18 protein-coding genes are annotated in these 15,518 nt (G+C 60.0%); 17 read left to right on the top strand and 1 reads right to left on the bottom strand.

All coding sequences use genetic code 11. From position 1 onward, the window contains the following. The first annotated feature begins 28 nt into the window (after positions 1-28). On the top strand, positions 29-379 hold the full coding sequence (locus KB449_RS17235) for a hypothetical protein (protein WP_282909549.1): 351 nt from the start codon (positions 29-31) through the stop codon (positions 377-379). 83 nt (positions 380-462) lie between these two features. Here the strand turns inward: KB449_RS17235 and sigK are convergent, their stop codons facing one another. Continuing rightward, complete coding sequence (gene sigK / locus KB449_RS17230; RefSeq protein ID WP_282909548.1) at positions 463-1,167, bottom strand: RNA polymerase sporulation sigma factor SigK; 705 nt, start codon at positions 1,165-1,167, stop codon at positions 463-465. Positions 1,168-1,378: 211 nt separating this feature from the next. Here sigK and spoVAC point away from each other — a divergent pair, with 211 nt between their 5' ends. The 16 genes from spoVAC (at position 1,379) to tnpA (ending at position 15,071) form a co-directional block, all read left to right on the top strand. Continuing rightward, positions 1,379-1,873: a stage V sporulation protein AC gene (gene spoVAC, locus KB449_RS17225; RefSeq protein ID WP_282909547.1), complete on the top strand. Its 495-nt coding sequence runs from the start codon at positions 1,379-1,381 to the stop codon at positions 1,871-1,873. Continuing rightward, complete coding sequence (spoVAD, locus tag KB449_RS17220) at positions 1,873-2,877, top strand: stage V sporulation protein AD (RefSeq protein WP_282909546.1); 1,005 nt, start codon at positions 1,873-1,875, stop codon at positions 2,875-2,877. Before spoVAC ends, spoVAD begins: the two co-directional genes overlap by 1 nt. A 23-nt stretch (positions 2,878-2,900) precedes the next feature. After that, positions 2,901-3,251 (top strand): stage V sporulation protein AE, encoded by a 351-nt coding sequence (gene spoVAE, locus KB449_RS17215; protein WP_090114878.1) that lies wholly within the window; start codon positions 2,901-2,903, stop codon positions 3,249-3,251. A 280-nt stretch (positions 3,252-3,531) separates the two neighbouring features. Then, positions 3,532-4,485, top strand: a complete 954-nt coding sequence (locus tag KB449_RS17210; protein WP_282909545.1) for an AAA family ATPase — start codon at positions 3,532-3,534, stop codon at positions 4,483-4,485. Positions 4,486-4,487: 2 nt separating this feature from the next. Further along, on the top strand, positions 4,488-5,729 hold the full coding sequence (locus KB449_RS17205; RefSeq protein ID WP_282909544.1) for a DUF58 domain-containing protein: 1,242 nt from the start codon (positions 4,488-4,490) through the stop codon (positions 5,727-5,729). A 5-nt stretch (positions 5,730-5,734) separates the two neighbouring features. Beyond that, complete coding sequence (locus tag KB449_RS17200) at positions 5,735-7,975, top strand: DUF4129 domain-containing transglutaminase family protein (RefSeq protein WP_282912841.1); 2,241 nt, start codon at positions 5,735-5,737, stop codon at positions 7,973-7,975. 144 nt (positions 7,976-8,119) lie between these two features. Further along, positions 8,120-8,644, top strand: a complete 525-nt coding sequence (locus KB449_RS17195; RefSeq protein ID WP_282909543.1) for a YqeG family HAD IIIA-type phosphatase — start codon at positions 8,120-8,122, stop codon at positions 8,642-8,644. 11 nt (positions 8,645-8,655) lie between these two features. Then, a complete protein-coding gene (gene yqeH, locus KB449_RS17190; protein ID WP_282912840.1) occupies positions 8,656-9,774 on the top strand; it encodes a ribosome biogenesis GTPase YqeH in 1,119 nt (372 codons plus the stop codon). Between the two features lie 20 nt (positions 9,775-9,794). Further along, a complete protein-coding gene (locus tag KB449_RS17185) occupies positions 9,795-10,649 on the top strand; it encodes a shikimate dehydrogenase (protein ID WP_282909542.1) in 855 nt (284 codons plus the stop codon). A 31-nt stretch (positions 10,650-10,680) separates the two neighbouring features. Next, complete coding sequence (yhbY, locus tag KB449_RS17180) at positions 10,681-10,971, top strand: ribosome assembly RNA-binding protein YhbY (protein ID WP_090114891.1); 291 nt, start codon at positions 10,681-10,683, stop codon at positions 10,969-10,971. A 13-nt stretch (positions 10,972-10,984) separates the two neighbouring features. Beyond that, positions 10,985-11,602: a nicotinate-nucleotide adenylyltransferase gene (nadD, locus tag KB449_RS17175; RefSeq protein WP_282909541.1), complete on the top strand. Its 618-nt coding sequence runs from the start codon at positions 10,985-10,987 to the stop codon at positions 11,600-11,602. Continuing rightward, a complete protein-coding gene (gene yqeK, locus KB449_RS17170; RefSeq protein WP_282909540.1) occupies positions 11,580-12,167 on the top strand; it encodes a bis(5'-nucleosyl)-tetraphosphatase (symmetrical) YqeK in 588 nt (195 codons plus the stop codon). The genes nadD and yqeK overlap by 23 nt, the downstream gene beginning before the upstream one ends. 13 nt (positions 12,168-12,180) lie before the next feature. Continuing rightward, a complete protein-coding gene (rsfS, locus tag KB449_RS17165; protein WP_282909539.1) occupies positions 12,181-12,522 on the top strand; it encodes a ribosome silencing factor in 342 nt (113 codons plus the stop codon). Further along, entirely contained in the window at positions 12,519-13,490 is a 972-nt protein-coding gene (locus KB449_RS17160; protein ID WP_282909538.1) for a CvfB family protein, read from the top strand. Before rsfS ends, KB449_RS17160 begins: the two co-directional genes overlap by 4 nt. A 138-nt stretch (positions 13,491-13,628) precedes the next feature. Beyond that, positions 13,629-14,423: a class I SAM-dependent DNA methyltransferase gene (locus KB449_RS17155; RefSeq protein WP_282909537.1), complete on the top strand. Its 795-nt coding sequence runs from the start codon at positions 13,629-13,631 to the stop codon at positions 14,421-14,423. A 177-nt stretch (positions 14,424-14,600) separates the two neighbouring features. Continuing rightward, positions 14,601-15,071 carry an IS200/IS605 family transposase gene (tnpA, locus tag KB449_RS17150; RefSeq protein ID WP_282909536.1) on the top strand — a complete coding sequence of 157 codons (471 nt, stop codon included), beginning with the start codon at positions 14,601-14,603 and terminating at the stop codon, positions 15,069-15,071. The last annotated feature ends 447 nt before the right edge of the window (positions 15,072-15,518 follow it).

The following is a 15,518-nucleotide window of genomic DNA, read 5'->3' as shown; positions in this document are numbered from 1 at the left end:
GAGCAAAAAGACGAGAGGTGTGGGGCGTTTGGACAAGGCTGCGGTCAAGCGGTTCTACGATCTGAGAAGCAAACAGAAAGAAATCGAAAAAGAGCTGTCGGAGCTGCGCGGGCAAATCTTGACGTTTTGCGAAGCGGAGGGGCTCTCCCAGACCGATCTCGGAGGCTACAGCGTGAAGATCGTGCAGCAGGAGCGAAGGGAATACGACGACGAGAAAATCAAGGCGGCGCTTCCCGACGAAGAGCTGTGGCGGCTCATTTCCCGCGCGGACCCGTCGAAGCTGGCAGGTCTCTTGAAGCTGAACGTGCTGAAGGAAGAGCAGCTTTTCGGAACGTATGCGTTGAAAAAAATCGCGCTGGTGCAAGTTGAGCGGACGTAGAAAAGATTCCATATGACAGGCCCTTTGCACGAAAAAGCGGGCGTTCCCTTAAGCAAGATGGGGAGCAGCCCGCTTTTTTCGCGCTATTTTTTAACCTTGTAAAATTCGTGGTACAGCTTCATAAGCGCCCGCTTCTCGATTCGCGACACATAGCTGCGGCTGATGCCGAGCTCCCGCGCGATCTCGCGCTGGGTTCGTTCGTCCCCGCCCTTGCCGTCCAGGCCGAACCGGCCCCGGATAACCTCCTGCTCCCTTTCGTCGAGAATGTCGAGATTTTGATAGATTTTGCTCTTCTCGATTTTCAACTGCACTTTCTCCACGACGTCGTCGGGCTCGCTGCCCAAAATATCTTGAAGCGTAATTTCGTTGCCCTCTTTGTCGGTTCCGATCGGATCGTGGAGAGACACGTCTTTGCGCGTTTTCTTCAGCGATCTGAGATGCATCAATATTTCGTTTTCTATACAACGTGCCGCGAACGTAGCGAGTTTGGTTCCCTTGCCGACTTGGAAGCTCTCGATGGCCTTGATGAGGCCGATCGTGCCGATCGAGATCAGGTCTTCGAGATCCTCGCCGGTGTTGTCGAATTTTTTGACGATATGCGCGACCAGCCTCAGATTGTGCTCGATCAGCAGGTTGCGCGCTCTGGCGTCGCCTTCCGCCATGAGGCCTAAGTATTTGCTTTCCTCCTGCTCGGACAGGGGCTGGGGGAACGCATTGTTTTTGACATAAGAGACGAGCAAGGAGAGCTGCTTGATGAAGAGCGCTATCGAGGTAAAGAATCCGGGCACGTGACGGCCTCCTCCGGTTGTAAGTTCAGGGTGACGCGCGACCATTACCATTGTATGTGGGCCGGCGCCCATCCGTGCTTGTCAGCAACAAAAAGGACGGCGATTCGACCGATTCGCCGCGGCGTTCCCCACCTTTTCCCATCCATAACCTTCTTCGCCTCGGCAAATAATGAATGGGACAACAGTCCGTATCGGAAAGGGGATGGCAGCCATGGCAACCAAAGAGGCCGGAAGGGGCCCTGCTTCATACAAGCCGTTGTCCATGTCGCCCAAGGAATACCAGCAATTTGCGAAAAGCCGGCAGCCTTCGCGGCCCGTCTTCGCCAATTGCGTCCGCGCGTTTTTGGTGGGAGGCTTCATATGCTTCATCGGCGAGGGCGTGCAGCACTTTTTTATGGCCGCATTCGACATGACGAGCAGGCAGGCGGGCAATCCGAGCGTGGCCGTCATGATCCTGATCTCGGTCATTCTGACTTGCCTGGGCGTCTATGACAAAATCGCGCAATGGGCGGGCGCCGGAACGGCGGTTCCCGTTACCGGCTTCGCCAATTCGATGTGTTCGGCGGCGATCGAGCATCGAAGCGAGGGGCTTGTGCTCGGCGTCGGCGCCAATATGTTCAAGCTGGCGGGCTCCGTTATCGTCTTCGGGACCGTTGCCGCCTTTTTCGTCGGGATCGTCTACTGGATCCTGGGGGTGAGTCACTAATGCTGCAGGGCAGGCGAACGTGGATCTTCGACAAGCCCCCGGTCATATTGGGCACAGGCACCGTCGTGGGTCCGGATGAAGGCGAAGGACCGCTGGCTGCGGACTTCGACCTCGTGCACCCGGATATGACGATCCAGCAGCCGAGTTGGGAGAAAGCGGAGCGGCTCATGCTCGAGCAAGCCTCGGATATCGCGCTCTCCAAGGCCGCGCTCTCGAAGGACAAGATCAACTTCTATATCGGCGGCGATCTTATTAACCAGATCATCAGCAGCACGTTCGCCGCCCGCACGCTCGGCGCGCCTTATTTGGGCGTTTTCGGCGCCTGCTCGACCTCGATGGAGTCGCTGGGGCTGGCCGCGCTGCTCGTGTCGACGGGGGCGGCTAGGTATGCGATGGCGGGGACGAGCAGCCACAATTGCACGGCCGAAAAGCAGTTCCGCTATCCGACGGAGTACGGATCCCAAAAGCCGCCGACCGCCCAATATACGGTAACCGGCGCGGGCGCCGCCGTCGTCGCGGCGGAGGGCGCCGGGCCGCGGATCACTTCGGTTACGATCGGGCGAATTATGGACCTCGGGCTCAAGGACCCGTTCGACATGGGCTCGGCCATGGCGCCGGCCGCCGTGGATACGATTCAGGCGCATCTGCAGGAGACGGGCCGCGAGCCGGGCTATTACGACATGATCGTGACCGGCGATCTGGCGTCGGTCGGCCATCCGATCGCCGCCGATCTGCTTAAGCGGCATGGCGTGCCGATCTCGGAGACGCAGTTCGACGACTGCGGTCTGCTTATGTACGACCTCGCCAATCAGACGGTTCAGGCCGGGGGGAGCGGCTGCGCCTGCTCCGCGACCGTCACGTACGGGCATCTGCTTAGGCGGCTCGCGCAGGGAGAGCTCGGCCGCCTGCTCGTCGTAGCGACCGGGGCGCTGCTCTCGCCGCTGTCTTTTCAACAGGGAGAGAGCATTCCGTGCATCGCTCACGCCGTATCCATCGAACGTTAATACGATTCCAAGGAGGACAAACGATGCAATACTTGTGGGCTTTCCTGGTCGGCGGAGCGATCTGCATCGTCGGCCAGCTGCTGTTCGACGTCGCCAAGCTGACGCCCGCCCATACGATGGCGACGCTCGTCGTGGCAGGCGCTGTGCTGGACGGACTCGGCCTGTACGATCCGCTCGTGGACTTCGCAGGCGCGGGGGCGACCGTGCCGATAACGAGCTTCGGCAACGCGCTTGTCCACGGTGCGCTGAGCGAGCTGCAAGAGGTAGGGTGGATCGGGATCATCACCGGCATTTTCCAGATCACGAGCGCCGGCATATCCGCGGCGATTATTTTCTCGTTTTTGGCTGCGCTGGCTGTAAAGCCAAAAGGCTAAGCTTGTTTAAGTAAATTTTAGGAGAACGCAAATGGGGCGACGGCGCGACGAGCCGCGCCTGCTCGGGAAGCCTGCGCGAATCGCTTGCGGACGCGGTTTGCCGCGTTACGCACCGTTTTCGGGACGCCGTACCTATTTCCAACTGCCGGTTCGCCTAGCGCGAATTGGCTTTTTTTCTATGATTATTTGGAGTTTTGCAAAATTGTAGTCCCGAATCCCCATCAAGTATAATAGTAGAGTAGCCTCGGACTACCGCCAGATCCCATTAGGAGGGACCTCAATGGAACAACAGACCGCCATGCAATTATTAGATTCGATCAGACGCAATATGGAATCTTGTATATACGGAAAAAAAGACGAGATCGCATGGCTGCTGACCGCGCTGGTCGCCGGGGGACACGTGCTCATCGAAGACGTGCCCGGCACCGGCAAGACGCAGCTCGTCAAGGCGCTCGCCCGTTCGATCGGCGGTTCGTTCCATCGGATCCAATGCAATCCCGATCTGCTGCCGACCGACATCACCGGCGTTTCCATCTATCATCCGAAGCAGGAGCAGTTCGTGTTCAGGCCGGGTCCCGTCATGTCGAATCTGCTGCTTGCCGACGAGATCAACCGAGCGACGACCAAGACACAGTCCGCGCTGCTCGAGGCGATGGAGGAGCGTCATGTGTCCGTCGACGGGGTTACATACCCTTTGCCGCAGCCGTTTATTTTATTTGCCACGCAGAACCCGATCGAATTCGAAGGCACCTATAATTTGCCGGAGGCTCAGCTTGACCGCTTCCTGATGAAGATCTCGCTCGGCTATCCGGACGAGGAGTCCGAGAAAAGGCTGGTGCTCGAGCCCGGCACGTCGCGCGCGGCGGAGCAGCTTGAGTCGGTCGCCATGGCGGAGGACATCGTGAGCATTCAGCGCCTTGCGGCAGGCTGCCACCTGGACGGCGGCGTAGCCGACTATTTGGTGCAGCTGATCCGTTCGACCCGCAAGCATCCTTCGGTGCTGCTCGGCGCCAGCCCGCGCGCCTCGGTGGCGCTTGCCGCTTGCGCGAAGGCATATGCGTTCCTGCACCACCGCAATTACGTCATTCCGGACGATATCAAGATATCCGCGCCGTTCGTCCTTGCCCACCGTCTCCACCTTCGGTCGGAAGCCCGCATGCAGGGCGCTACGGCCGGCGGCGTCCTCCAGGAAGTTCTCAAGCAGCTGCCCGTGCCGGTAGCGCTGGAGCGTTGAGCATGAAGCGCCTGCCTCAGGTCCGCTTCGGCTGGTTCTGCGGGATTTTGTATTTGTCGGCTTTATCGTTTGTCGTTTTCCAGGGCGGCAAAACTTCGTTGATGCTGTTCGTTATTATGAACGGCCTGGGGCTCTACCTGCTCCTGGGACGATGGAGCGGCATCGGCGGCATCCAGGGCAAGCGGGCGCTTGGCGCCGTTCCCGGCCAAGACGGTCTGTACGCGGCGGGTTCCCGCCTCAAGGTCCGATTGCAGCTGCAAGTCCCAGGGTTTTGGCCGCTGCCTTACGTTATTGTCCGCGAACGGCTGGTCCGCTTAAGCGGCTCGGATCTCCAGGAATACGAATTGTCCTTCGTGCCCGATTACAAACGCCGCGGCCAGGTCGAATACGAATCCGCGCCGCTTCGGCGGGGCCGTTATCAATTTCTGGAGACCAAGTGCTCCACACGCGATATTTTCGGCCTTTTCGAGCATCAGGGCGCATTTCGGGAAGACCTGCATATCAAGGTGCTGCCGCGCATGATCGAGCTGCAGGAATGGCGCCATCTGAGGAAGGCACGCACCGGTCAGATCGAGCAGCGCGCCAGCTCCCTCTGGGCGAGGGAGACGACGCAGATCGACGGCGTCAGAGACTACATCCACGGCGACCGGATGTCGCGTATTCACTGGAACGCCACCGCCCGCACGGGGCAGTGGAAATCCAAGGAATACGAGCGCGAGGCGCTGCCCCGCTTCGTCATCGTGCTGGACCGGCGCGCCGGCGCTTACCGCAGCGCGGACGCGTTCGAGCTGGCCGTGTCGACGGCCACCTCGCTGCTGAATCTCGCGCTGCGAAGAGGGATGCCGGTCGGCTTCGTATCCGCCGGCAAGGACACCGCCTGGTTCGGCGCCGGCAAAATGCCGGTGAACCGGGATTTGTTAATGGAGCATCTGATCGACGTCGAGGCGGACGGGGAGGATGCGCTCGATCGCGTGCTCCGCAAGACGTCGGAGAAGTTCGAGGCCGGCGCGAGCTATGTGCTCGTCAGTCCGTCGATGGAGGACGAAACCTTGTTCGCGCTTGAAGGCTTGTCGGCCAGACGGACCGGACCGAGCCATATCCATATCGCAGAGCGGACGCCGCAAGCCGAGCCGTCCGAACGTCTGCAGCAGTGGTCGCGCACATTCCGCGGCAGGCAGTGGGAGCTATGCTCGATTACGCGCCTGGAGGATCTTCCCAAGGCATTGGAGGCGGGCACCGCTTGAATACGATGATCGCAAGCGCAGGACGCCGGGTGGAGAGCGGCTATTTCCGGAGGCTCGTGCTTGAGCGGCTCCACCGGCTTTTCGTAATCGTGATCGTGCTGCAATTGATACAAGTTTTTAAAAATTACTGGTGGCCGGAAACGTATGCGGTCGTTTACGCTTCCGTAGCGGCGGCGGCGGCGATCGAGCTTCTGGTCAGCCGCGCCTTTGCGCTCAGAATCGTTATGCAGTTAGCCGCGGTGCTTGCGGCGGTGCTGATTTTCACGCCCTACGTCTGGACCGGCTGGCCGGAAGGGTTGAAGGGGTGGGAGGCGCTCCGCGAGTTCGCGATCGTGAACGGCAAGCCGCTTCATCCGTTTTTCGAGATCACGGCCGGCGTCGTGCTGATCATTCATTACATGGCCTATCTGGGCACGAACAAGATCAGGGCCATCGGCTTTATTCTGATGTCGATCGCCACCCTTGCCATCATCGATTCCTTTTTTCCGCTCGAGCTTTGGACGAACATCGCCTGGGCCGTGGTGGCCGGGCTCGGTTGGCTTGTCGTTCTTCATCTCAGGCAATTGAGAGAGCGGCACTTCGAGAGCTGGAGCGCGCTCGCCGAGCGTCCGTTCGAGCTAGCCGTGCCTGCGATTATCGTCATCGGCCTGCTCATGCTCGCGGGCATCGCGGTGCCGCGCGCCCCCGTGCTGCTGGAGGATCCGTATACGCTGTGGCTTCAGGCACAGAACAAAGAAGTGCCGGCCTTTTCCGGCGAAGGCGGCTATATCGGAGGCGGCGACAGCGGCGGTACGGGATCCGGACCGTCCTCCAAGTCGGGATACGGGCGCAGCGACGCCAAGATCGGCGGCGGCTTCGAATTCGACTATTCGCCCGTCATGACGGTGGATACGAGCCAGCGGGCCTACTGGCGCGGGGAGACGAAGGCGGTTTATACCGGACAAGGATGGACGGACCGCAAAGGGATGGAAACGACGTCCGCGGCTCCCGGCGAGGCCGAGCTGCCGGCGGACAAACCTACGCTCGATGGCATCGAGACGAAAAAGGTAACGCAGACGTTCCACATTTTGCGCAAAGACCGACTTCCCGTGCTGTTCGGCGCGGGAGCGATCGACGGCCTGTCGGAGTGGCAGGGCGTGAACGGCAATGCCAGGCTTACATGGAACAAGGAAGAGCAGGAGCTCAAGTTCCAGCGCTCCGCCACGGTGGAATCCTACACCGTCGTATCCGACATGATCGTAATCGACGAAGACAAGCTGCGGGCGACCCGCTCGAAGGAGGCCGAGGCGCCCTTCGATCTGACCCCCTACGGACAACTGCCGGTAGTTCCGGCCCGGGTCTCGGAGCTGGCCCTCTCGATTACGGCGGACGCTGGCAACGATTACGACGCGGCCAAGGCGCTCGAGAGCTATCTGAGAACGAATTATCTGTACACGAACACGCCGGACGTGAGCCTGCAGAAAAGCAAGGATATCGCAGACGCTTTCCTGTTCGAGATCAAGCAAGGTTACTGCGATTATTACTCCACCGCTTTCGTCGTGCTGGCTCGCTCCCTGGGGCTGCCGACGCGGTGGGTCAAGGGCTATGCCACAGGCAGCAATCAGATGGACGAAGAAGGCTTCCGCAGCGGCCTCGGTTATATCGCCGATCCGAACGGCGCCGGCACGTACACCGTCCGCAATGCGGATGCGCATTCCTGGGCGGAAGTTTACTTCGAAGGCGTCGGGTGGGTTCCGTTCGAGCCGACGTCCGGCTTTACCGTACCTCAGCCGATGGCCGAGATCGCGCCGATCGCTACGCCGGATTCGACGGTCGGCGCAGACGACACCGCCACCGAAGAGACGGAGACTGCGACGCAAAAAGGCGGCTGGTCGGCTATGACATGGACGATCGCCGGCGCCTCGCTGATCGTAGTCGGCGTCGCTGCGCTGCTCGTCCGCAGGCGCGCCTGGACGGCGACGGTATGGCGCCGCGTCCGCTACCGCGGCGCGACGCCGAACCAGCGGATCGTGCGGGAGATGGAGCGTCTTATCGCCTATCTCGGCAGACGAGGCTTGAAGCGCAGCCAGCATGACACGCTGCGGGAGTCGTTTACCGCCTGGAGCGGACGCTTCTCCTCCTTGCAGCCCGAATTCGATGGCGTGCTGCGCAAGTTCGAGTCCGCCCGCTACGGCGGTCAATCCGGAGGCGAAGGCGATCTGGAGCAATTCAACGCCATGGCCGACAAGATCCGCAAGTCGCTATAAACGCTTAAGGAGCGCCCGTCGAGGCGCTTCTTTTTTTATTTCCGCGCAACATGCCGATCGGGGCGGCGACAGCGTTCCCTTTTGCAAGGCCGGGGCGGGTGTGGTATATTTTGAACAATCCGATAAAGACTGGAGCATTGCGGCATGTTTGAACGATTGCTGCCCCATCAACTCGTGGGCACCGTCTTCGATATAGATCTGGCGTCGCTAGCTAGCATGGGCGTACGCGGCATTATCACCGATCTGGACAACACGCTCGTAAGCGCGCGCACCCCGCTTGCGACGCCTGAGCTGATCGCTTGGCTGGACAAGGTCAAGTCGCTCGGATTCCAGGTCGTCATTTTATCGAACAACAACTTAACGCGCGTGGCGAAGTTCGCCGAGCCGCTAGGCATTCCGTTCATTCCGGCGGCGCGCAAGCCGTTTAACAAGGCGTTTAAGCAAGCGCTGAACTTGCTGGGTCTCAAGGCCGAACAGGCGGTGGTCGTCGGCGACCAGATGATGACCGACGTGCTGGGCGGACGACGGATGGGCCTGCATACGATTCTCGTGACGCCGATCGCGAGAGCGGAGGAAGGCTGGGGCACGAGGATGAACCGCCGCGTGGAGAAGATCGCGCTGTCAAGGCTGACCAAGCAGGGCTTGTGGCCGGATAAGGGGGACAAGTAGCATTGCCGACAATCGAGAATAATTGGAGTACGAAAAAGTGCGCGGGCTGCGGCGTATCGCTGCAGATTGAAGACGCGTCGAGGCCGGGATTCGTGCCCGAAGCCGCCCGCGAGCGCGAGCCGATCATCTGCCAGCGCTGTTTCCGAATTAAACATTACAACGACGCCTCGTCGGTCGCCATCGATCAGGACGATTTTTTGCGTTTGCTCGGCGGCATCGGATCCACGAACAGTCTCGTCGTGCATATCGTCGACCTGTTCGACTTCGAGGGCTCGATGATCTCGGGTTTGCAGCGCTTCGTGGGCAACAACCCGGTGCTGCTCGTCGTGAACAAGATCGACCTGTTGCCTAAGGTGACCAATTGGAACAGGCTTCGCAATTGGGTTCAAAAGCAAGCCAAGGCCGGCGGCCTACGCGTCGTCGACGTCGTCCTGTGCAGCGCGCGCCGCAACATCGGCTTCGACCGGGTCGTCGAGGCGATCGGGGAACTGCGGGGCGATCGCGACGTCTATGTCGTGGGCGCGACCAATGTCGGCAAGAGCACGCTCGTCAATCGGCTCATCGCCGATTACAGCGATCTGGGCAGGGAATTGACGGTGTCTCGCTATCCGGGCACGACGCTGGACGCGATCAGCATTCCGCTGGACGACGGCCGCAGCATTATCGACATGCCCGGCATCGTATACAAGTCGCGCTTGTCGGAGATCGTTCCGCGCGAGACGCTGCATGCGCTGCTGCCGGACAAGCCGCTCAAGCCTCTGACCTACCAGTTTTACGAAAAGCAGACGCTGTTTTTCGGCGGGCTGGCCCGCTTCGACTTTACGGCAGGAGAGCGCCAGTCGTTCACCGCGTATCTGTCTTCCGGCATTCCCGTGCACCGCACCAAGCAGGAGCGGGCCGACGAGCTGTACGACAATCATCGCGGCGAGATGCTGTCTCCGCCGTCCCGCGAGGAGCTGGCGGACATGCCGCCGCTCGTACGGCACAATTTGCGCATCCCGCCAGGCGGACCGAAGGATATATTCATATCCGGGCTCGGCTGGATCAAGGCAAACGGCTCGACCGGCGCCGTCGTAGACGTATACGCGCCCAAAGGCATCAAGGTATTGCTCAGGGATTGCATCTTGTGAGTCGGGAGGAAGCCGCTGGCATGGACAGTCATACGATACTTTACGGCGTTATCGGGGACCCGATCCGCCATTCCAGATCGCCGATCATGCTCGGCAGGGCGTTTAGAGAGAGCGGTGTGAACGGCGCATACGGCGCCTTCCACGTGGCGCCCGACCGGCTCGGCGACGCGATCCGAGGCATTCGCGCGCTCGGCTTCCGCGGCCTGAACGTGACGATCCCGCACAAGATCGAAGTCATGAATTACCTGGACGAGATCGACGAGAGCGCCAAGGCGATCGGCGCGGTCAATACGATCGTGAACGTTGACGGCAGGCTCGCCGGCTACAATACGGATGGTATCGGCTACGTCCGTTCGCTTAAGGAAGAAGCGGAGCCGGATCTGGCCGGCAAGCGCATCCTTGTGCTGGGCGCCGGCGGCGCTGCGCGGGGCATCGTCTGGGCGCTGCTGCGGGAGGCCCCGGCAGAGGTGCTTGTCGCGAATCGGACCGAGGCGCGGGCGGAGGAGCTTGCCGCGGCGTTCGAGTCCGGCGGCCGCCTGAAGGCTTTGCCTTGGCATTTGCTGGCGGAGGCGTGCGGAGCGGCGGACATCGTCATCAATACGACGTCCGTCGGCATGGCCCCCCATACGGAGGCGGTTCCCGCCGATCCGGCCTGGCTGCGTCCGGGCGCTGTCGCGAGCGATCTCATTTATAATCCGCTGACGACAGCGTTTTTGCACGGTGCGGAGCGGCGGGGCTGCCGCATTCACGGCGGTCTCGGCATGTTCGTTTATCAAGGCGCCTATGCGTTCGAATATTGGACGGGGCGCCCTGCACCGGCGGCGGCGATGCGCGAAGCGGTGCTGGCTTCCTTTTCCGAAGCGGCGAAGGTTTGAACATTTATCTATCAGAGAGCAGGGAATACGCATGCTGACCGGCAAACAAAAACGATTTTTGCGTTCCGAGGCCCATCACCTGACCCCGATCTTCCAGGTCGGCAAGGGCGGCACGAACGACCATCTGATCCGCCATATCGAGGAAGCGCTCGAAGTGCGCGAATTGATCAAGGTGTCGATCCTGAATAACAACGACGATGACCGTTACGAAGTCGCCAAGGAGCTTTCCGAGCGCTCGGGCGCCGAGCTCGTACAGGTGATCGGCAAGACGATCGTGCTGTACAAGGAATCCCGCGACAACAAGCAGATCCAGCTCCCTTAAAGGAGGTACGCGCATGAGACGCATCGGGCTGATGGGCGGCACCTTCGACCCTGTCCATATCGGCCATTTGCTTGCGGCCGAAGCGGCGCGCGAGGCGGCGGACTTAAGCGAGGTCTGGTTCATACCGACCTCCGTGCCCGTCCACAAGCCGCAGCCCGGCGCTTCCGGCGAGCAGCGCCGGGCGCTCGTGGAGGCAGCGATTGCGGAGCATCCGTCGTTCCGGGTGGAGGCGGCCGAACTCGACCGGCAGGGCGCCTCCTATACGATCGACACCGTGCTGGAGCTGCGCGAACGCTATCCGGACGTGGCGTTCTACTGGATCGTCGGCGCTGACATGCGGGACGACCTGCCGCGTTGGAGGCGCATCGAAGAGCTGGCAAGCCTTGTCGTCTTTATTACGCTGAATCGTCCGGTAAGCGGCGCAGATGCAGGCCGTTCAGAAGCCGAAGCCGAGCTGCCGCCGTATCTGCGGGACCGTATCGTGCGCGGAGAGATGCCGGGAATCGGCATTTCGTCCACCGATATCCGCAGGCGCTGCGCCGAAGGGCGGACGATCCGGTACATGGTGCCCGAGCGCGTAAGAGCGGAGATCGAAAGGAAGGGTTTGTATGGATCGCGAACTGTTGATTGAGGCCGTCAAGCGCCAGATGCCCGAAAAGCGGTACCGGCACGTCGCCGGCGTCGTAGATACGGCGTTCGTGCTGGCGCAGCGATACGGCGGCGATCCGGACAAGGCATGGCTTGCCGCGCTGCTGCACGATTATGCCAAGGCCTGGCAGACGGACCGTATGGAGCGGATCATCCGCGAGCAAGGCCTGCCGCCCGAGCTGCTGGAATACGACAAGGAGCTATGGCATGCGCATGTCGGGGCTTGGGCGGTTCGCGAGGAGTTGGGCGTCGAGGATGAAGAAGTGCTGGATGCCGTACGCTATCATACATCGGGCCGGGAGAACATGACGTTACTGGACCGCATCGTCTGCCTTGCGGACTACATGGAGCCGAGCCGGGCATTTCCCGGCGTAGAGCGCATCCGCGAGCTTGCGGAGACGAATCTTAATGAGGCGCTGGTCGCGGGCTTCGACTCGACGATCGTTCATTTATTGGAAAAAGGAAAAACGATTTTCCCGCTGACGGTATTGGCGCGTAACGACCTGGTAAGGGAAATTCGCGCGGCGGGCACTACGATTAAATCTTGAGGGAGGCTGAACGATGGCAAAATCGGAACAGTTGATGAGGCAGGTCGTGGACGCGGCCGACGACAAAAAAGCAAACGACATCGTGGCGCTTAACTTGCAGCATATTTCGCTGGTGGCGGATTACTTCGTCATTTGCCACGGCAATTCGGATACGCAGGTCCAATCGATCTCGACCGAGATCAAGAAGCGCGCAGAGGAAGCCGGCGCCCGCGTCAGGATCGAAGGCATGGATACGGCGAGATGGGTGCTCATCGACATGGGCGACGTCGTCGCGCACGTCTTCCATCGGGACGAACGCGAATACTACTCGCTCGAGCGCTTGTGGTCGGACGCGAAGGCGGTTGAATTCGCATGACGTTGATCGCCGGCACGACGGCCAGTCTGCTGGTGCGGCGCGAGGTGTCGCCTTACGGCTGGTTTCTGGCCGAAGACGAGGCGGAGACTTCGCCCGAGGTGCTGCTCCCTTACGGCGAAGCATCGGGCAATCGTCCTTCGGTCGGCGATTCGGCGGACGTCTTCCTTTTCCATGACGACAAAGGCCGCTTGACGGCGACGACCCGCCGGCCGCTGCTACAGCTTGGGCAGATGGGCCGGCTTGTTATGGCCGACTTTCATCCGCGATTCGGCTGTTTCCTCGAGCTCGGCATCGGGCGCCAGCTGCTGTTGCCGATCAAGGAGCTGCCGGATAACCGCGACCGCTGGCCGCAGCCGGGCGACGAGCTTCATGTGATCATGAAGCACGACAAGGAAGGGCGCATGCTGGCCCGCCTTGCCAAGATCGAAGATTACGAGCGCGTCGTGTTCCGCGCGCCGTCTTCCTGGCACCACGAACAACGGGAATGCTGGGTGACCGATATTTATAAGGATGGCGTGTTCGTACTCGCGCACGGTGGCGTGCTTGGATACGGGGCGCTCGGCTACTTGCCGAACGCGTCCATGATCCACCCGCTGCGGCTCGGCGAAAAGACGACCGCACGCGTGACGCAGGTACGGGACGACGGCAGAGTGACGATGTCGATGCGGCCGGCCAAGGAAGTCGGTCGTCTGGAGGACTCGGACCGCATTCTGGCCTTTTTGCAGGCAAGGCCGGGCGGTGCGATGCCGTATTCTGATTCGACGCCTGCGGACGTTGTCCAGAAGCGGTTCGGACTCAGCAAGTCCGCTTTCAAGCGCGCGCTCGGCAAGCTCATGAAGGACAGGCTCGTGGTGCAGGACGGGAATTGGACCCGGCTTGCCGCTTCTGAAGGGAGCGAGCAGGATGTGGGAGCATCGCGGGATATGGGAGCTTCGCGGGATGCCGGCGCCGCTCCGACGCCGGAGTAAAGGCAGCGGCAGCGATTCGGACTGTCGCCAACAGACACTGGCCTGAGGCGCTTCGTTTGAGACGCCCGGCCATCGAAAACTGAAAGGCCCCGGATTCCGGAATTTAGGAAGGCGGGGCCCGACAACGAGGAGACATCCATGCGCAGCTATCGTGAGTTCGCCTCGGTCTACGACCGGTTGATGGAGGATATGCCGTACCCGGAATGGCTGAGCTTTGCCAGACAATGCTGGGAGAAATACGGCATGCCCGGGACGGTCGTCGATTTGGGCTGCGGGACGGGCAATATTGCCATACCGCTTGCCAAGTCCGGATTTCGCATATTCGGCATCGACCTGTCGGCGGACATGCTGTCCGTCGCCCGCGCCAAGTGGGAGTCCGTGCCTCAACGCGGCATCGGCCGCGCCTCGGGCGGCGAGGAAGGCGGCATTCGTTGGCTGCAGCAGGACATGCGGGACTGGGAGATTCCCGAGCCCGTCGATTGCGTGCTGTCGTTTTGCGACAGCTTGAACTACTTGACGGAGCCCGAGGACGTGGTCTCGTCGTTTAAGCATTCGTATGCCGGCCTCAGGCCCGGCGGGTTGTTCGTCTTCGACGTGCATGCGCCGTCGCAGCTCGCCCGCTACGGCGAGGAGCAGCCGTTCGTGCTCGACGACAAGGACATCGCCTATTTGTGGACGTGCGATTACGATCCCGACCGCCGGGAGGTGGAGCATGAGCTTACCTTCTTCGTACGCGAGGAAGGCGGGGCCGGCGCCGGCTTGTACAGACGGTTTGAAGAGGGACACGTACAGCGCGCCTACGAGCCGGATTGGCTCGCCGGTCAGCTGACGGAAGCGGGTTTTGAGCTGCTTCACCGCTGCGCCGACTTTTCCTGGCATGCGCCGACGGCTGAGAGCGAACGACTGTTTTTTGTCGCGCGGCGCCCGGAATAGAAGACAAAGACGAGAGAGACCGCCAGGCGGAGCTGCCTGGCGTTTTTTTGTATACGAAAACCCCCAGTTCGACTGGGGGTTCCAAAAGCTTATAGCTATGAGTAAAAATCCCTTGAACTCCATGCTAAGATGGTAGCCGGTCTGCCAACTGCACCATCAATCAAGGAGGACAAGGGAATGGACAAGAGCAGTCTAGCACACACCAAATGGAACTGCAAATATCATATCGTATTTGCACCGAAATATCGAAGACAAGTCATCTACGGGAAGTTAAAAAGAGAAATCGGAAAGATACTGCGGGAGTTATGTGAGCGAAAAGGCGTTGAAATCATTGGAGCCGAAGCTTGCCCTGACCACATTCATATGTTGGTGAGCATACCGCCAAAATTAAGTGTTTTGGAATTTATGGGGTATCTGAAGGGCAAAATCTCGCTCATGATATTTGACAAATTTGCCAATATGAAATATCGATACGGAAGCCGTCAATTTTGGTGCAGAGGGTATTTCGTGGACACAGTAGGTCGAAACAAAAAAGTAATTGAAGAATACATCCGTAACCAGATGGTAAAAGACAAAAATTATGAACAACTTACGATGAAAGAACTGATTGACCCGTTTACGGGTGAGTCGACAAAAAAGGGCAGGTAACGTGGCCCCTTTAGGGGCTCGCCCGTGGTAGCACGCGGTTGGCAGATCTTCAATGCGCCTTATAGGCGCGTGCTTGTAACATGCCCTTATAGGGCAGATGGAAGCCACCGGCTAAGCCGGTGGTTATGACTGAAGGTCAAAGAGCATATATTTGGGCGGCTATTTGCGGAAAGGTAAGCGCGATTTCGGCGTACCGTCACTTTATGGATGATTGACGGGCCAAATAACTGCATTCGTGCAGGTATTCTCTACCGACTCGGACCACCTGATGAAATACCTGCAAATATGCAGGTAAATGCAAAGTTCAAGTCAGAAATCCGGCTGATGGCGTAAAATAACTGCGTTTTTGCATCTTTCCTGTTTTAACGGGGCGAGATCGGCATAAAAAGATGTATATTTGCAGGCATTGCGGAAAAGGAACAATACGGGCGAAGACATGCGGGTCCG

The sequence above is a fragment of the Cohnella hashimotonis genome (assembly GCF_030014955.1).
In the GTDB taxonomy this organism is placed as follows: Bacteria; Bacillota; Bacilli; order Paenibacillales; family Paenibacillaceae; genus Cohnella; species Cohnella hashimotonis.
The sequence above is the reverse complement of the archived record's forward strand: the minus strand, read 5'-3'. Positions and strand labels throughout refer to the sequence as shown.